General features: G+C 70.5%; 16 protein-coding genes. 9 read left to right on the top strand and 7 right to left on the bottom strand.

Annotation, left to right across the window (positions count from 1 at the left end; translation table 11 throughout):
• Window positions 1-137 precede the first annotated feature (137 nt).
• A complete protein-coding gene (locus tag ACFT32_RS41905; protein WP_382499692.1) occupies window positions 138-734 on the bottom strand; it encodes a TIGR03086 family metal-binding protein in 597 nt (198 codons plus the stop codon).
• Between the two features lie 150 nt (window positions 735-884).
• On the opposite strand from ACFT32_RS41905, the gene ACFT32_RS41900 reads away from it, so the two are divergent.
• Window positions 885-2,123 (top strand): MFS transporter, encoded by a 1,239-nt coding sequence (locus tag ACFT32_RS41900; protein WP_382499691.1) that lies wholly within the window; start codon window positions 885-887, stop codon window positions 2,121-2,123.
• Here ACFT32_RS41900 and ACFT32_RS41895 read toward each other — a convergent pair.
• Window positions 2,060-3,226 carry a hypothetical protein gene (locus ACFT32_RS41895; RefSeq protein WP_382499689.1) on the bottom strand — a complete coding sequence of 389 codons (1,167 nt, stop codon included), beginning with the start codon at window positions 3,224-3,226 and terminating at the stop codon, window positions 2,060-2,062. The genes ACFT32_RS41900 and ACFT32_RS41895 overlap by 64 nt on opposite strands.
• Window positions 3,223-4,164 (bottom strand): 5-dehydro-4-deoxyglucarate dehydratase, encoded by a 942-nt coding sequence (locus ACFT32_RS41890; protein ID WP_382499687.1) that lies wholly within the window; start codon window positions 4,162-4,164, stop codon window positions 3,223-3,225. The genes ACFT32_RS41895 and ACFT32_RS41890 overlap by 4 nt, the downstream gene beginning before the upstream one ends.
• A 222-nt stretch (window positions 4,165-4,386) precedes the next feature.
• Here ACFT32_RS41890 and ACFT32_RS41885 point away from each other — a divergent pair, with 222 nt between their 5' ends.
• From ACFT32_RS41885 to ACFT32_RS41850, 8 genes are all read left to right on the top strand, one after another.
• Window positions 4,387-5,196, top strand: coding sequence for an NAD-dependent epimerase/dehydratase family protein (locus tag ACFT32_RS41885; RefSeq protein WP_382499685.1), 810 nt, complete (start codon window positions 4,387-4,389; stop codon window positions 5,194-5,196).
• A 289-nt stretch (window positions 5,197-5,485) separates the two neighbouring features.
• Window positions 5,486-6,253 carry a DeoR/GlpR family DNA-binding transcription regulator gene (locus ACFT32_RS41880; protein WP_261681350.1) on the top strand — a complete coding sequence of 256 codons (768 nt, stop codon included), beginning with the start codon at window positions 5,486-5,488 and terminating at the stop codon, window positions 6,251-6,253.
• A gap of 82 nt (window positions 6,254-6,335) precedes the next feature.
• On the top strand, window positions 6,336-7,709 hold the full coding sequence (locus ACFT32_RS41875; protein ID WP_382499683.1) for an ABC transporter substrate-binding protein: 1,374 nt from the start codon (window positions 6,336-6,338) through the stop codon (window positions 7,707-7,709).
• Window positions 7,706-8,647: a carbohydrate ABC transporter permease gene (locus tag ACFT32_RS41870; protein WP_382499680.1), complete on the top strand. Its 942-nt coding sequence runs from the start codon at window positions 7,706-7,708 to the stop codon at window positions 8,645-8,647. The genes ACFT32_RS41875 and ACFT32_RS41870 overlap by 4 nt, the downstream gene beginning before the upstream one ends.
• Window positions 8,644-9,468, top strand: coding sequence for a carbohydrate ABC transporter permease (locus tag ACFT32_RS41865; RefSeq protein ID WP_382499678.1), 825 nt, complete (start codon window positions 8,644-8,646; stop codon window positions 9,466-9,468). The genes ACFT32_RS41870 and ACFT32_RS41865 overlap by 4 nt, the downstream gene beginning before the upstream one ends.
• Window positions 9,465-10,454, top strand: a complete 990-nt coding sequence (locus ACFT32_RS41860) for a zinc-dependent alcohol dehydrogenase family protein (RefSeq protein ID WP_382499676.1) — start codon at window positions 9,465-9,467, stop codon at window positions 10,452-10,454. The genes ACFT32_RS41865 and ACFT32_RS41860 overlap by 4 nt, the downstream gene beginning before the upstream one ends.
• A gap of 235 nt (window positions 10,455-10,689) precedes the next feature.
• Window positions 10,690-10,911: a hypothetical protein gene (locus ACFT32_RS41855; RefSeq protein WP_382499674.1), complete on the top strand. Its 222-nt coding sequence runs from the start codon at window positions 10,690-10,692 to the stop codon at window positions 10,909-10,911.
• A gap of 64 nt (window positions 10,912-10,975) precedes the next feature.
• A complete protein-coding gene (locus tag ACFT32_RS41850; RefSeq protein WP_382499924.1) occupies window positions 10,976-12,184 on the top strand; it encodes a TerD family protein in 1,209 nt (402 codons plus the stop codon).
• A 121-nt stretch (window positions 12,185-12,305) separates the two neighbouring features.
• Here ACFT32_RS41850 and ACFT32_RS41845 read toward each other — a convergent pair whose 3' ends face one another.
• From ACFT32_RS41845 to ACFT32_RS41830, 4 genes are all read right to left on the bottom strand, one after another.
• Complete coding sequence (locus tag ACFT32_RS41845) at window positions 12,306-12,881, bottom strand: TetR/AcrR family transcriptional regulator (protein ID WP_382499672.1); 576 nt, start codon at window positions 12,879-12,881, stop codon at window positions 12,306-12,308.
• Window positions 12,882-12,974: 93 nt separating this feature from the next.
• The gene (locus ACFT32_RS41840; protein ID WP_382499670.1) at window positions 12,975-13,607 is read right to left on the bottom strand and encodes a DUF6461 domain-containing protein; all 633 of its coding nucleotides are present in this window, start codon (window positions 13,605-13,607) and stop codon (window positions 12,975-12,977) included.
• Between the two features lie 363 nt (window positions 13,608-13,970).
• Entirely contained in the window at window positions 13,971-14,843 is an 873-nt protein-coding gene (locus ACFT32_RS41835; protein ID WP_382499668.1) for a carbohydrate ABC transporter permease, read from the bottom strand.
• The gene (locus tag ACFT32_RS41830; RefSeq protein ID WP_382499667.1) at window positions 14,833-15,852 is read right to left on the bottom strand and encodes a carbohydrate ABC transporter permease; all 1,020 of its coding nucleotides are present in this window, start codon (window positions 15,850-15,852) and stop codon (window positions 14,833-14,835) included. The genes ACFT32_RS41835 and ACFT32_RS41830 overlap by 11 nt, the downstream gene beginning before the upstream one ends.

Raw genomic sequence — 15,852 nt, 5'->3', positions numbered from 1 at the left:
CCGTCTCCCCCGGCCATTCTGCCGCGCCGAACGGGGCGCGGGGCGGTGAAGCGGGCGCGGGCGTCACGCCGTTCGGGCCGGGCGCATCCGCGGCGGGAGCGGCCCGCCGGCGGCTGCCGCGAGCCGGTCCCGGCTCCTCAGGACACGCGCGTCCACCCGGGCTCCCGCCCGCTCAGCCCCACCGCCCGGTCCAGCAGCGCCGCGTCCTCCTCGACGGGCACGACGGGGCCGAAGATCTCGCCGCGGTCGGGGTCGTCGGCCGCCGCCGCGAGGAAGTCGTGGCAGATCCGGAGCGCGGCCGGGTCGGGGGCGTAGGACTGGCCGGTCGCGCGGGCCAGGTCCCAGCCGTGGATCACCAGCTCGTCGGTCGCGACGAGGCCCGCGATCTCGCCGGGCAGGTCCACGCCTCCGGCGCGGGTCATGCCGGTCCACGCGGCCGGGTCGCGCCAGGCCTCGGCCAGTTCGCCGAGCACCTTGGGCAGTTCCTCGCGCCAGCCCTGCCCGAGCTCGGGCAGGGTGGAGCCCGGGTTCGTGTCGGTCGTGACGCCCAGGTCCTTGCGGCCGGCGTCGCGGAAGGCGACGGTCAGGTGGACCAGGTGGGCCAGCACGTTGCGCACCGCGTACTCGGGGCAGGGTGTCGGATCCGCCAGTTGCTCGTCGGTGACACCTTCGGCCAGGCGCGCCACGACCGCCGTCTGCGGGCCGAGGTCGAGGGTCGGGGTCGTGTCGGTCATCCGCTGCTCCTCACGTCTTGGTTCCTGGGAGGTAGACCGGCGGCGACCACAGAACTCATCGCCGGGACGCCGTCTTCCTGGGATTCCGGTCGGGAATTAGGGCACCCTCCCGATCTCTCCGCCCGGTCCTTAGTCCCACGATGGCCAGGCATGACGACAATGACGACCTGGCCTCTCGTGCGCGTCCTGCGCGACCGCGACGCGGGGCTCTGCCTCTCCTCGGTGGTGGTCTCCGGCTTCGGCACCTCGGCCCTGTGGCTGGCGTCCGGCGTATGGGTCAAGGACCTCACCGGCTCGGACGGCCTGGCCGCGCTGTGCATGCTCGCGATGTGGCTGCCGACCCTGGCCGGCCCGCTGCTGGGCGCCCTCGCCGACCGGGGCCGCCGCAAGCCGCTGCTGATCGGCGTGAACGTGCTCCTGGGCGCCCTCCTGCTCACCCTGGTGAGCGTCGACGCCCCGGGCGACCTGTGGCTGCTGTACGCGGTGCTGTTCGTGTACGGCGCGGCGGGCGTCGTCCATGACGCGGCCGAGTCGGCGCTCGTGGCCACCGCCGTCGAACCGTCCCTGCTCGGCGACTTCAACGGCCTGCGCATGACGGCTTCCGAGGGCATGAAGCTCCTGGCCCCGCTGGCGGGCGCGGGCCTGTACGCGGCGTACGGCGGTGCGGGCGTCGCCCTCCTGGACGCGGCGACGTTCGTGCTGGCCACGGGGCTGTACGCGCTGCTCCGGGCGCGGGAGGAGAGGCCCGCGCCGCCCACCGGAAGCCGGCGGAAGCGGGCCGCCGAGGGCGCCCGCCATCTGTGGGCGCACCCCGTACTGCGCCCCCTGGTCCTGGCGGGCGGCGCGACCATGCTGTGCGCCGGAGTGAACGGGGCGATGATCTACGCCGTCGTCGACGACCTCGGACGCTCCCCCGCGTACGCCGGTGTGCTGTACGCCGTGCAGGGCGCCGGGTCGGTCGCGGTGGGCCTGCTGTCCGGCACGGCCTTGCGTCACCTGGGCGAGCGGCGCTTCGCGGCGTACGGCATCGGCCTGCTGGCCGTCGCGGTGGCCCTGCGGGCGGTGCCGTCCGACCCGCTGGCGCTGATGTGCGGCGCGGCGATCGGCGCGGGCCTGCCCGCCGTACTGATCGCCGCCCTGACCTCGGTGCAGCGCGAGACCCCCGGCCCGCTGCTCGGCCGGGTCACCGCCACGGCCCACACCCTGGTGTACGCCCCGAACGTGATCGGACTGGCCACCGGAGCGGCCCTGGTCGAGCTGACCGGCCACCGGCTGGTGCTGATCGCCCTGGGCACGGCCCTCCTGGCGACGGCTGCCCTGCTGCTTCAGCGTCCCGCGAGCACGGCGCGGACCGCCTCCAGGTCGCCGTCGGACGCCAACCCGGCGTGATAGAGCCGCAGTTCCGTGGCGCCGAGGCGGTGGGCCTCGGCCGCGTCGGTGGCGAGGGTGGCGGGGCTGCCGCCCATGCCGGAGACGACGGGGAAGTTGGCGGCGATGACGGCGCCTTCCTTGCCCTGGCTCGCGAACGGCGTCAGGGTGCCGGTGCCGCCCGCGCAGGGCACGACCACGCCGTCCGCGACGGACAGGATGTGCGCCGGGTCGACGCCGGGGTTGGCACCGACGTGGTAGGACACCGGGTCCGCGTGCAGCAGCACCTGGAAACCGTCGGAGGCGGCGGCCCGGACGGCCGCCACGGCCTCCTCCTGGAGCGTGCGGGCGGTGTCGTCGCGCCACGCGCGCGTGGTGTGCGCGAGGGTCTCGCCGAGGAGCTTCTCGATGCCCGTCCAGCCCCCGTCGGAGGGCGCCGCCCCCTGCCAGACCGGCTCCAGCGCGGTCCGTACGGCGGCGGCCAGCTCGTCGGGGTCCAGGCCGTGCCGACCGTAGCCCTCCCGGCAGGCCGGGCAGAAGCAGAGCGCCATCAGGTACTCCCCGGCGTCCCCGAGGCCGACGCCGCCGGTCTTGTCGTGGGCGTGCAGATGCTGCAGGCCGTACCAGCCGAGGGACTCCAGCTCGGTGCCCCGCGCCCCGGGCCGTACGGCCGCCTCCGCCGCCAGGTCGGTCAGATACCCGCGCGTGGCGGGCTGGGCGATGCACGGCGCCCAGGGGTAGCGGTCGCCGTAGGCGTTGACGACCGAGGTGTCCGGGTGCTCGGCGCCCAGCCTGGAGTTGTGCGCGAGGACGACCCAGGTGTGCACTTCCAGACCGGCGTCCACGAGAGCGACCGCGGCCTCCCCGAAGGCGTCCCCGGGGGCCCAGGCACCGGCCGCGTAGGGGCGCAGCTCCCGCCCCGCCCAGCGGTCGTCCGACGGGTACAGCACGGAGGCGTGCTCGGCGGTGACGATGCGGTGGCGCGGATGGCGGGGCGTGAGGGCACGCGTGGAGTGGTAGGCGGCGGCGAGCGTCACCTGCTCGACGCCGAGCGCGGCGATCCGCGCGGGCGCCTCCGGGTCCCCGTTGACATCCCAGGGGTAGACGAATGCCGACGCCTTCACTTGGCCTCCTCCAGCAGCGCATAGCCGCGTTCGATCAGTTCGGCGAGCTGCTTGACATGATCCTCGGTCGGCTCGTGCAGCGGGGGCCGTACCTCGCCCACGTCGAGGCCGCGCAGCCGTACACCGGCCTTGACCAGGGCGACGGCATAGCCGCGGCCCTGGGCGCGCAGTTCGACGAACGGGCGGAAGAAGCCGTCCAGCAGTTTCCCCACGGTCCGTTCGTCGCCGTCGGCGAGGGCCTGGTGGAAGGCGAGGGCGAGTTCGGGGGCGAAGCAGAACACGGCGGAGGAGTAGAGCGTGACACCGAGGGCGCGGTAGGCGAGCTGGGTCTGCTCGGCGGTCGGCAGGCCGTTGAAGTACAGGAAGTCGCCCGGGACCTCCGAGCGCACGGCGCTGATGACGCGCTGCATGAGGTCGAGGTCGCCGAGCCCGTCCTTGAGGCCGATGATCCCGTCCGTACGGGCCAGTTCGACGACGGTCTCCGGGGTGAAGACAGCGTTGTCGCGCTGGTAGACCACGACGGGCAGGGAGGTCGCGGCGGCCACCTCCCGGTAGTGCCGCAGCAGCCCCTCCTGCCCGGCGACGACGAGATAGGGCGGCATGGCGAGCAGCCCGTCCGCCCCGGCGGCCTCGGCGAGGCGGGCGTAGCGCACGGCGAGCGCGGTGCCGTACCCGGCGCCCGCGACGACCGGCACCCGCCCTTCGGCCGCCTCGACGGCCGCCCGGACGCACTGTTCGAACTCCTCGGGCGTGAGCGCGTGGAACTCGCCGGTGCCGCAGCAGGCGAACACGGCGGCGGCTCCGGCCTCGACCCCGCGGCGCACATGCGTGCGGTAGGCGTCGAGGTCCACGGAGCCGTCGGGGCCGTACGCGGTGACCGGGAAGAACAGCGGCCCGCTGGGAAGGCTGAGTCGAGCGGCGAGAGGGGCTGACGTCACGAGCTCTCCCGGTTCCATATTCATGATTGGCGTCTATATTTCTGAACACCTCCACGCTAAGGCGCCGCCGCGGTGCCGGTCAAGCACACGAACCCGCGACGCACCAGCGGATTTGCCCTCGCCGCGACACACTTGACGGGCTCCACCCCGGCTCCTTAGCGTGTCCACGAATATGAATGCCGTGCGCCCATGTACACGGTGGCCGATTCAAGGAGACCGAGGATGCCCGCTCCCCGCACCGTTCTGCTCACCGGCGCCGCCGGCGGCCTCGGCACCCTGATGCGGGACCTGCTCCCGGACTACGGCTACGAACTGCGCCTGCTCGACCTGCGCCCCATCGAGGACGCGCCGGACGCGATCGTCGCCGATCTCGGCGACAAGGACGCCCTGCGCGAGGCCGTCCGAGGCGTCGACGCGATCATCCACCTCGCGGGCATCTCCCTGGAAGCCCCCTTCGAGAAGATCCTCAAGGCGAACATCGAGGGCACCTACCACCTGTACGAGGCCGCCCGCGAGGAGGGCGTCGGCCGGATCGTCTTCGCCTCCTCCAACCACGCGGTCGGCTACACCCCGCGCCCCCAGGGCGACGACCCGCTCATCCCCATCGACACCCCGCACCGCCCGGACACCTTCTACGGCCTGTCCAAGTCCTTCGGCGAGGATCTCGCGCAGTTCTACTGGGACAAGCACGGGATCGAGACGGTCTCGGTGCGCATCGGCTCCTGCTTCGCCGAGCCGACCAGCGTCCGCATGCTGTCGGTGTGGATGAGCCCGGCCGACGGCGCCCGCCTCTTCCACGCGACCCTGACCGCCGAGAACGTCGGCCACACCGTCGTCTACGGCTCCTCCGCCAACACCCGGCTCTGGTGGGACCTCACCACGGCACGGGCACTCGGCTACGACCCCCAGGACGACTCCGAGCCCTTCGCCGAGAAGCTGATCGCCGAGCAGGGCGAACTGGAGACCGGCAACGAGGCCCACGCCTACCTCGGCGGCCCGTTCGTGACGGACCCGCCGATCTGGCCGTACTGACCGGAAGACATCACCTCCGGCGGCGGGCGGGCAGAAAACGGACCCGCCCGCTCGGGCATTCGGGCAACGCCGCCAGGGGCGCGGGGAACTGCGCGACCAGCCACAATGCGTCCGCAGACAGCTACGACCTCCCCCCGGCCCACCGCGCCGGCCGAAGACCGAACGGGCACAGACGGGCAGGATCGCTCCCGCAACAGACCTGGCCACCGTCGAACACCCGCTGTAGAACTTCCCCCATGGCCCGACCGAGGGCCCGAACGGGCAGCACAGCAGGAGGCGGGTGACGGCCATGAACAGAACCGCGGAAGAACGTCAGCGCGAGATCGTGCTCGTCGCACGGCGTGACGGCGCTGTCGACGTCACCGCCCTCGCCACCGAGCTGGGCGTGGCCAAGGAGACCGTACGGCGGGATCTGCGCGTCCTGGAGGACCACGGCCTGCTCCGCCGCACACACGGCGGCGCCTACCCCGTGGAGAGCGCCGGCTTCGAGACGACGCTCGCCTTCCGGGCCACCAGCCACGTCCCCGAGAAGCGCCGGATCGCGGCCGCCGCGGCCGAACTGCTCGGGGACGCCGAGACCGTCTTCGTCGACGAGGGCTTCACCCCGCAGCTCATCGCCGAGGCACTCCCCAGGGACCGGCCGCTGACCGTGGTCACCGCGTCCCTGCCGGTCGCGGGCGCGCTCGCCGAAACCGACACCGTCTCCGTCCTGTTGCTCGGCGGACGGGTCCGCTCCGGCACCCTCGCCACCGTCGACCACTGGACGACGAAGATGCTGGCCGGCTTCGTCGTCGACCTGGCGTTCATCGGCGCCAACGGCATCTCCCGCGAACACGGCCTCACCACCCCCGACCCGGCCGTCAGCGAGGTCAAGACACAGGCGATCCGGGCCGCCCGCCGCACGGTCTTCGCTGGCGTGCACACCAAGTTCGGAGCGGTCAGCTTCTGCCGGTTCGCCGAGGTCGGCGCGCTGGAGACGATCGTGACGAGCACCCTGCTGCCGACGGCCGAAGCCCACCGCTACTCACTGCTCGGACCCCAGGTCATCCGGGTCTGACACCACACCTCCCCTCGTCCCCCAGCGGGCGCGGTCACACCCTGTGCTGCCCCTTATCTCCCCATACATCCAGGAGCGATCCATGCGAACCCAGAGCCGACGACGGCCACCGCGAGCCACGCTCGCCGCGGCCGCCGCAGGGACGCTGCTCGCCCCGCTGCTCTCCGGCTGCTGGGTCGGCGCGGGCGGGGCCGGATCCGGCGGCGACGCCATCAACGTCCTCATGGTCAACAACCCCCAGATGGTCGAGCTGCAGAAGCTCACCCGCGCCCACTTCACCGAAGAGACCGGCATCAAGGTCAACTTCACGGTCCTGCCCGAGAACGACGTCCGCGACAAGATCAGCCAGGACTTCGCCAACCAGGCCGGCCAGTACGACGTCGCCACCCTGTCCAACTACGAGATACCGATCTACGCCCGCAACGGCTGGCTGCACGAGATGAACGGCTATGTGGCCAAGGACCCGGCCTATGACGAGCGGGACGTCCTGAAGCCGATGCGCCAGTCCCTCACCGCGGACGACGGCAAGCTCTACGGCCAGCCCTTCTACGGCGAGTCGTCGTTCCTGATGTACCGCAAGGACGTGTTCGAGAAGAAGGGCCTGACGATGCCCGCGCAGCCCACCTGGCAGCAGGTGGCGGACCTCGCGGCGAAGGCCGACGGCGCCGAGCCCGGCATGAAGGGCATCTGCCTGCGCGGTCTGCCCGGCTGGGGCGAGGTGATGGCGCCCCTGACCACGGTCGTGAACACCTTCGGCGGCACCTGGTTCGACAAGAACTGGAAGGCGCGGCTCGACTCACCCGCCTTCGAGAAGGCGACGAAGTTCTATGTCGACCTGGTGCGCGAGCACGGCGAGTCCGGCGCCGCCCAGTCCGGCTTCGCCGAGTGCCTGAACAACATGACCCAGGGCAAGGTCTCCATGTGGTACGACGCCACCTCCGCGGCCGGATCCCTGGAGGCGGCGAACTCCCCGGTCAAGGGCAAGGTCGGCTACGCCCCCGCCCCCGTCGAGAAGACCAAGTCGTCCGGCTGGCTCTACACCTGGGCCTGGGGCATCCAGAAGTCCTCCCGCAACCCGGACAACGCCTGGAAGTTCGTCTCCTGGGCGTCCGGCAAGGGCTACGAGGAACTGGTCGGGGACAAGGCCGGCTGGTCGAACGTCCCGGCCGGCAAGCGCGCGTCGACGTACGCCAACGCCGACTACCGCAAGGAGGCCGCCGCCTTCCAGGAGATGACCAAGGAGGCCATCGAGGGGGCCCGGCCCGAGGATCCCGGAGTGCAGCCGCGGCCCGCGCCCGGCATCCAGTTCGTCGGCATCCCCGAGTTCACCGACCTCGGCACCAAGGTCTCCCAGGAGATCAGCGCGGCCATCGCCGGACGCCAGTCCGTCGAGTCGGCCCTGAAGAAGTCTCAGGCGCTCGCCGAGAAGATCTCCGAGGAGTACGAGGGACGATGACCGCCACGACAACGGCCCCCGTGGCCTCCCCCGAGATACGCAACCCCGTCCGCCGACCCTCCGCCCGGCTGCGCGCGTGGGCCACCCGGGCCCCGCTGCTCCCCGCCCTGATCTTCATGGTCGTCGTCACCCAGCTGCCCTTCGTGGCCACGCTGGTGATCTCCTTCTTCGACTGGAACGCCCTCTACCCCGACGCCCGGCACTTCACCGGCCTCGACAACTACCAGGAGGTCCTCACCGACGCGGACCTGCGCCACTCGGTGTGGACGACCGTACTGCTGACGGTGGCGGTGGTCCTGGCCAGCCTGGTGCTGGGACTCGTCCTCGCCCTGCTGCTGGACCGGAGGTTCCGGGGCCGGGGCATTGTCCGCACCCTGCTGATCGCGCCGTTCCTGGTGGTCCCGGTGGCAGCGGCCCTGCTCTGGAAGCATGTGCTCTACAACCCTGAATACGGCCTGCTCAATGGGTTGTTGCACTATGTGGGCGGTCCACAGCCCGACTGGATCTCCAACACCCCGCTGCTCGCGGTCGAGGCATCCCTCGTCTGGCAGTGGACGCCGTTCATGATGCTGATCCTGCTCGCGGGCCTGCAGAGCCGCGACCAGGAGCAGATCGAGGCGGCCCGCGTCGACGGCGCGAGCGACTGGCAGATCTTCGTCCATCTGACGCTCCCGCATCTGCGCCGCTACCTCGAACTGGGCGCCCTGCTGGGCTCGATCTACATCGTCCAGAACTTCGACGCGGTCTTCACGATCACGTCCGGCGGCCTCGGCACCGCCAACCTCCCCTACACCGTCTACCAGAGCTTCTACCAGGCCCACGAGAACGGCCTCGCCTCGGCCGCGGGCGTCCTGGTCGTCATCGGTTCGATCATCATCGCGACCTTCGCCCTGCGCGTGGTGTCGTCCCTGTTCCGCGAGGAGGTGTCCCGCGCATGAACGTCGTACGCCGCAACAGTATGGGCCTCATGGCCTGGCTGGCCGGGATCGTGTTCTTCCTGCCCATCGCCTGGATGGCCCTGACGTCCCTCCACTCGGAAGCCGACGCGGCCACCAACCCGCCCTCCTTCGCGGCCTCCCTGACCCTGGACGGCTACCGCGAGTTCTTCGGCGCGGGCGGCGGCGCGAGCCCTTGGCCGGCGCTGATCAACTCGGCGGTCGCGTCGCTGGCCTCGACCCTGCTGGTGCTGCTGCTGGCCTTCCCGGCGGCGTACGCGCTGTCGATCAACCGGGTCCGCAAGTGGACGGACGTCCTGTTCTTCTTCCTCTCCACGAAGATGCTGCCGGTGGTGGCGGGCCTGCTGCCCATCTACCTGTTCGCGAAGAACGCCGGGATGCTCGACAACATCTGGCTGCTGGTCATCCTCTACACATCCATGAACCTGCCGATCGCGGTGTGGATGATGCAGTCCTTCCTCGCCGAGATCCCGGTCGCGGTGATCGAGGCGGCGAAGGTGGACGGGGCCAGACTGCCGACCGTCCTCGCGCGCGTGGTCGCCCCGATCGCCCTGCCCGGCATCGCCGCGACCTCCCTCATCTGCTTCATCTTCAGCTGGAACGAACTGCTCTTCGCACGGGTGCTGACCGGCGTGGTCGCCGAGACCGCCCCCGTCTTCCTGACCGGCTTCATCACCAGCCAGGGCCTGTTCCTGGCGAAGGTGTGCGCCGCGTCGCTCGTCATCTCCCTGCCGGTGCTCGCCGCGGGGTTCGCCGCCCAGGACAAGCTGGTCCAGGGCCTGTCGTTGGGAGCCGTGAAATGAAGGCCGCCGTCATCGAGTCCGTGGGCAAGGCCGTCGTCGCCGAGGTCCCGGACCCGACGCCAGGGCCGCGCGAGGTCGTCGTCGAGGTGGCCGCCTGCGGCCTCTGCGGAACCGATCTCCACATCCTGCAGGGCGAGTTCGCGCCGAAGCTGCCGATCGTGCCCGGGCACGAGTTCGCGGGCCAGGTGGTCGGGGTCGGCACCCAGGTCACCGAGGTGTCGGTGGGCGACCGGGTCGCGGTGGACCCCTCGCTCTACTGCTACGAGTGCCGCTACTGCCGTACGGGCCACAACAACCTCTGCGAACGCTGGGCGGCGATCGGCGTGACGACGGCGGGTGGCGCCGCGCAGTTCGCGGTGGCCCCGGTGGCGAACTGCGTGAAGCTCCCGGACCACGTCCGCACGGAGGACGCGGCCCTCGTGGAGCCGCTGTCCTGCGCGGTACGCGGCTACGACGTCCTCCAGTCCCGCCTCGGCGCGCATGTCCTGATCTACGGCTCCGGAACGATGGGCCTGATGATGCTGGAACTGGCGAAGCGCACGGGCGCGGCGAGCGTGGACGTCGTCGACGTGAACGCGGCCCGCCTGGAGACGGCCCGTCGCCTCGGTGTCTCGGCGTCGGCGGCGAACCCCGACGAGCTGGACCGGCCGCAGGGCTGGGACCTGGTCGTCGACGCGACGGGCAACGCGGCGGCGATCCAGGACGGCCTGGACCGGGTGGCGAAGGCGGGCACGTTCCTGCAGTTCGGCGTGGCCGACTACGCGACCCGCGTGACGATCGACCCGTACCGCATCTACAACCAGGAGATCACCATCACGGGCTCGATGGCGGTGCTGCACAGCTTCGAGCGCGCGGCGGAGCTGTTCGCGAACGGGGTGCTGGACCCAGAGGTCTTCATCAGCGACCGCATCCCGCTGGAGCGGTACCCGCAGGCGCTGGAGCAGTTCGCGGCCGGCGTGGGCCGGAAGATCGTCGTGGTGCCGTAGCCAGACCTTGCGGACCGAACCGCGCGTGGGGTGCGACCCTCTCCGGCCGCACCCCACGCGTCCCCCGAACACGGCCGACATGCAAGATCCTTCCGCGCCAGTCTTGTGCAGCCGGACCACCCAGGGGAACATCCGCCTGATGCCAATCCTCGACAGATTGATAGCGGAATACCTATCAATGGGTGCCGGAGAAATTCGCTGGGAACACCTGTCTCCCGCCCTCTACCCTCACGGCATGCCACGACCCCAGGGATTCAGCTACGAGCAGCACAGCGGCGGAACCGTCCGCATCACCCACCACGGCCGCCCCGCCACCACCCTGAACGGCACCCGGGCCGCCCAGTTCCTCACCGAGGTCGAGACCTCCGACCCCCAGCTCGTCATGGCCCGCTGGACCGGCAACTACAAGCGGGGCAACGAACGCACCGCACGCGACCATCCCCGCAATCGCCGCTGAGCCGATTGGCCGCAAGGTAAGGGAACGGCAAAACCGCCTCGCTCGTTCACCCGGCATGACAGCTATGACCCCCGGCTCGAACATTCCCCTGTCCGCCGCCCGCGTGACGGTGGACGTCGCCGCCCCGGTGCGGCTCGACGTATCGGGCCTGCTGCTCACCGCCGACGGCAAGGTGCGCTCCGACGACGACTTCATCTTCTACAACCAGCCGTCGGGCCCGGGCGTGACGTACCGCTCCGGCGGCGGCACCGCGCCCGACGCGATCACGGTCGACACAGCGGCCGTACCCCCCGGCATCGAGAAGATCATCGTCACCGCCAGCCCGGATGCCGCGGGCCAGACCTTCCAGGGCGTCGAACCGACCGCCACGATCCGCAACGCGGACGACAGCTCCGTCCTGGCCTCCTTCACACCTCCGCAGCTCGGCAGCGAGACGGCCCTGGTGATCGTGGAGATCTATCTCCGCAACGGCCAGTGGAAGGCCCGCGCGGTCGGCCAGGGATACTCCAACGGCCTCGCCGGCATCGCCACGGACTTCGGTGTGACGGTGGAGGAACCGGCCGCCCCGGCCCAGCCGGTTCCCCCGCCGCCTGCCCCCATGCAGCCGCCGGTGGCCCCGCCGGCCCCGCCCGTCACCACTCCCGCGGCACCCCCGGCCCCGGCCACGCCTCCCCCGCCGCCCGCGCCCGGCACCGGGAAGATCAACCTCGACAAGGGCCGCATCAACCTCCAGAAGAACCAGACCGTCTCCCTCGTCAAGGGCGGCCGCCCCCTGCTCTCCCAGGTCAAGATGGGCCTCGGCTGGGAGCCGGCGTACCGCGGCAAGGACATCGACCTCGACGCCTCGGTCATCGCCTACGGGCCGCAGCGCAACCACATCGACAGCTGCTACTTCGGCAAGCTCCAGATCGTGGGCGGCGCGATCAAGCACTCCGGCGACAACCTCACGGGGGAGGGCGGCGGTGACGACGAGGTGATCATGGTCGACCTCGGCCGGCTGCCGCAGGAGGTCACCGGCCTGGTCTTCACGGTCAACTCCTTCTCCGGCCAGAAGTTCACGGAGGTCGCCAAGGCCTACTGCCGCCTCCTGGACGGCACGACGGGCGAGGAGCTGGTCCGCTTCGACCTCACCAGCGCCGAGCCGCAGACCGGCGTGATGATGGCCAAGCTGATCCGCCAGTTCTCCGGCGAGTGGGACATGACGGCGATGGGCGACTTCGTGAAGTCCCGCACGGTCAGGGGCATGGTCAAGCCGGCAGCCCAGGCCCTGTAACCAACCTTCTCCCCCGCGCCCTCAGGGGCGCGGGGAACCGCGCGACAAGCCACAGACTTCCCGCACCCGGCAAAGCTCCCGCACCCCTACGGCGCCCGGGACCACCGACCGGCAAGGCCACTCACACACCCCTCGGCCGCAACCCCTCCACCAACAGCATCAGATAGCGCCGCACATACGCACACTCCGCTTCCGCCAGTTCCGCCGCCGCGGCGACACCATGGACCAGCCGCAGGACATCGACCGGCTCGACATCCCCCCGCAGCGTGCCTGTCTCCCGCGCCGCCCGGACCAGCCGCCCCGCCGCGCCCTTCACCGAGTCGCCGCAGGCCGTCCCCACAGGGGAACCCGTGTCCGTGACGGCCGGGCCCAGCAGCGCCTTGAGGCCGCGCACCTCGATCAGCCCGGCGCCCAGTTCGTACAGCCACTCCACCAGCGCCTCACCCGGCGCCAGCTCGGCCGCCAGCACATCCGCCCGGGCCGCGATCGCCTCGATACGGTCCAGGTACACGGCCTCCAGCAGCGCGTGCCGGGTCGGGAAGTGCCGGTACAGCGTGCCGGAGCCCACCCCGGCCCGCTTCGCGATGTCGTCGAGCGACGCGCTCTCCCCATGCGCGCCGAAGGCCGCCACGGCCGCCTCCAGCAACCGCTCGTAGTTACGCCGGGCATCCGCCCGCATGGGCCTGACCTGCGCCACGCAGCCACTCCTCACGAACCGGGGAACCCGATCGAACCCGCTCGAACCCTCTCCGTACCTTAGATCGGAGTCGGAGCTGAGAACGCCGGCATGTCACGCCGGTGTCTGCCCCTTGATCAGAGCGGCGGGAACGGCCTGGTGCAGCAGCCGGTCGCGAGGGAGAGTCAGGCGGAAAGCCTGCTCCACGACGGCGAGGGACTTGGCGTGGGCCGCGTCCCTGTCGTCCTCGTCCGGGATGCCCACGGCCTGAACCGCGTCGCTGAGCAGCTCCGGGCGAAGACCGGTGATCTCGTGCGACCAGGTGTGCATGTACATCTGGAAGCCGCATACGTGGACGCCGTCACGGAAGTAGTTGAACTCCGGTGGCGGCAGCTTCGGGTTCTGCGTCTCGTAGGAGAGCTGGAACACGTGATCGTCCCGCACGGACAGGCCATCGGTGCAGCCGGGGCCCACGGAGCCCGGCCACTGCCCGTACGCCACGGCGAAGGACAGATCCCCGCTCGTGCCGTACCGCACCGCGACACTGTCGCCCCGGCCGCGGTCCCGGTCGCGCCGGGCCAGGAAGCCGACCAGTTCCTCCGCTCCGTGGTCGCCGAGTTCCTCGGGGGCCTCGTCACCGCTGAGACGCCGCACCAGTTCCTCGGGCTCCATGCCCCGGGCCAGGGTGACGCAGTACCCCAGCCAGGTGAGGTTTTCGCGGGCCAGCCACGCTACTCCGTCGTTCACTTCCCCTCCTTCCTGCGCGGCGGAGGACGACTCCGTCGCACTTCACGATCGCCTTGCTCGCGTCACACCTCCCGAAGCCCGGCGTCCTGACAAAGTACAGATCCTGGTCGAGCAGCCGCAGCTTGCTGGAACGAGGAGAAGCGGCTCATGGAGGTGGAGTTGATCCATCCGGACATCGCCGACCGGCCGCAGACCTCCTTCCAGGTGGGTGGTAGTTCAAGCGGAGGCGCTGCTGCCCTGACGCCCCTGAGGCGGGCCCGGGTCTGCTGCGCGACCTTGATGTCCTCCTTGGTCTCCACGGTTTGGCCAGGGTTGCACTCCGCGAGACGACGGTTCGACAACAGCCCCTGGCCAACCGGCACTTCACATCTTCATCGCCCCCGCCGCCAGGTCCCGCAGGAAGTGCCGCGCGCCGATCAGGAACACCAGGATCAGCGGGATGACACTCATCAAGGCGCCGGCCATCACCAGGGAGTAGTCGGTGTTGTAGAGGACGTTGAGATTCGCCAGGGCGACCTGGAGGGTGACCTCGTCCGGGTCGATCATGACCACCAGGGGCCAGATGTAGTCGTTCCACAGGCCGATGAAGGTGAAGATGCCGAGGAAGGCCAGGGCCGGGCGGAACAGTGGCAGGGCGACCGTCCAGTAGAGGCGGAAGAAGCCCGCCCCGTCGATCCGCCCCGCGTCCAGCAGCTCGTCCGGCAGTGAGTTCTGGGCGTACTGGCGCATCCAGAAGATGCCGAACGCGTTCGCCGCGCTGGGGATGATCAGCGCCTTCAGCGAGCCCGCCCAGCCGAACTCGGCCATGGTGACGAACTGCGGCACCAGGGAGAGCTGCGCCGGGATCATGTACGTCACCAGCAGCATGCCGAAGAGGAACTTCTTCGCCGGGAACTCGTACTTGGCGAAGGCGAACGCGGCCAGCGAGTCGAAGAACAGCACCAGCACGGTTCCGAGCACGGCGACGACGACGGTGTTGAACAGCGAGCCGAAGAAGTCGACGGTGTCGAGCACCCGCCCCATGTTGTCCAGCAGATGCGGCCCCGGCAGCAGCTTGGGCGGGTAGCGGAAGATGTCCTGCGTGGTGCCGGAGGCCAGCACCACCAGCCAGTAGAAGGGGAACAGCGAGACCAGCACACCGAACAGCAGCGTCGCCCGCGCTCCGATACGGCTGAGCCTGCTGCCGGAGCCGATGGCCAGGCCCGCGCTGCCGGTCGTCCTGTCGTCAGCGGCCATGGCGAGCCCCCTTGCGGCGCAGCAGACCGGCGAGGCCGGGACGGCGGTCGTCGTCCGAGCCGGCGACCAGCCGCCAGTTGATGACGGTGAAGATCGCGATGATCGCGAAGAGGACCCAGCCCATCGCGGCGCCGTAGCCGAACTGGTGCTCCTTGAAGGCCTTCTGCCACAGATAGAGCACGATGGTCATCCCTTCCTGTCCCGGACCGCCCGTGGTTCCGACATCGGTCGACTGGAAGAGCACCTGGGACTCGGTGAAGATCTGCAAGCCGTTGATGGTGGAGGTGACGGCCGCGAACAGCACCACGGGCCGCAGCTGCGGCAGTACGACCCGGAAGAGGATCTGCCAGCTGTTCGCGCCGTCGACGCGGGCGGCCTCGAAGTGCTCGGTGGGGATGGCCTGGAGGCCCGCCAGGAAGATCAGCGCGTTGTAGCCGACCCACCGCCAGATGATCATCAGGGAGACGGACGACTTGATGCCCCACTCCGAGGACAGCCAGCCGATCCCGTCCACGCCGATCGCCCGCAGCACCGCGTTGGCGAGGCCCGCCTGGGCGAAGACCGAGCCGAAGACGACGGTCATGGCGACCATCGAGGTCACGTTGGGGATGAAGTACGCCACCCGGTAGGCACCCGTGAAGCGGACCTGCGAATGCAGCAGGAAGGCCAGCACCAGGGCCAGGAACAGCATCGGCACCGTCGACAGGAACCAGATCTCGAAGGTGTTGAGCACCGAGTGCCAGAACACCGAGTCCTGAAGCAGCCAGCCGTACTGCTGGAACCCGACGAAGCGCATCTCCCCGATGCCGTCCCAGTCCTGGAAGGACAGATAGACGGAGAAGACGATCGGGAAGGCGCCGAAGACGGCGAACAGCACGTAGAACGGGGAGATGGCCAGCAGGGGCGGGATGTGACGCCTGCGTCCGCCCGGGGTGGTCGACTTGGTACGGCCGGCAGGCCGCCGCTCGTCGGCCGCCGGCGCACCGGCCGGGTCGAGAACCGTCGCCAT

The sequence above is a fragment of the Streptomyces sp. NPDC057002 genome, from assembly GCF_042673825.1.
GTDB lineage: Bacteria > Actinomycetota > Actinomycetes > Streptomycetales > Streptomycetaceae > Streptomyces.
Note: the sequence above shows the minus strand (reverse complement) of the source record. Positions and strands in the feature narration are given on the sequence as shown.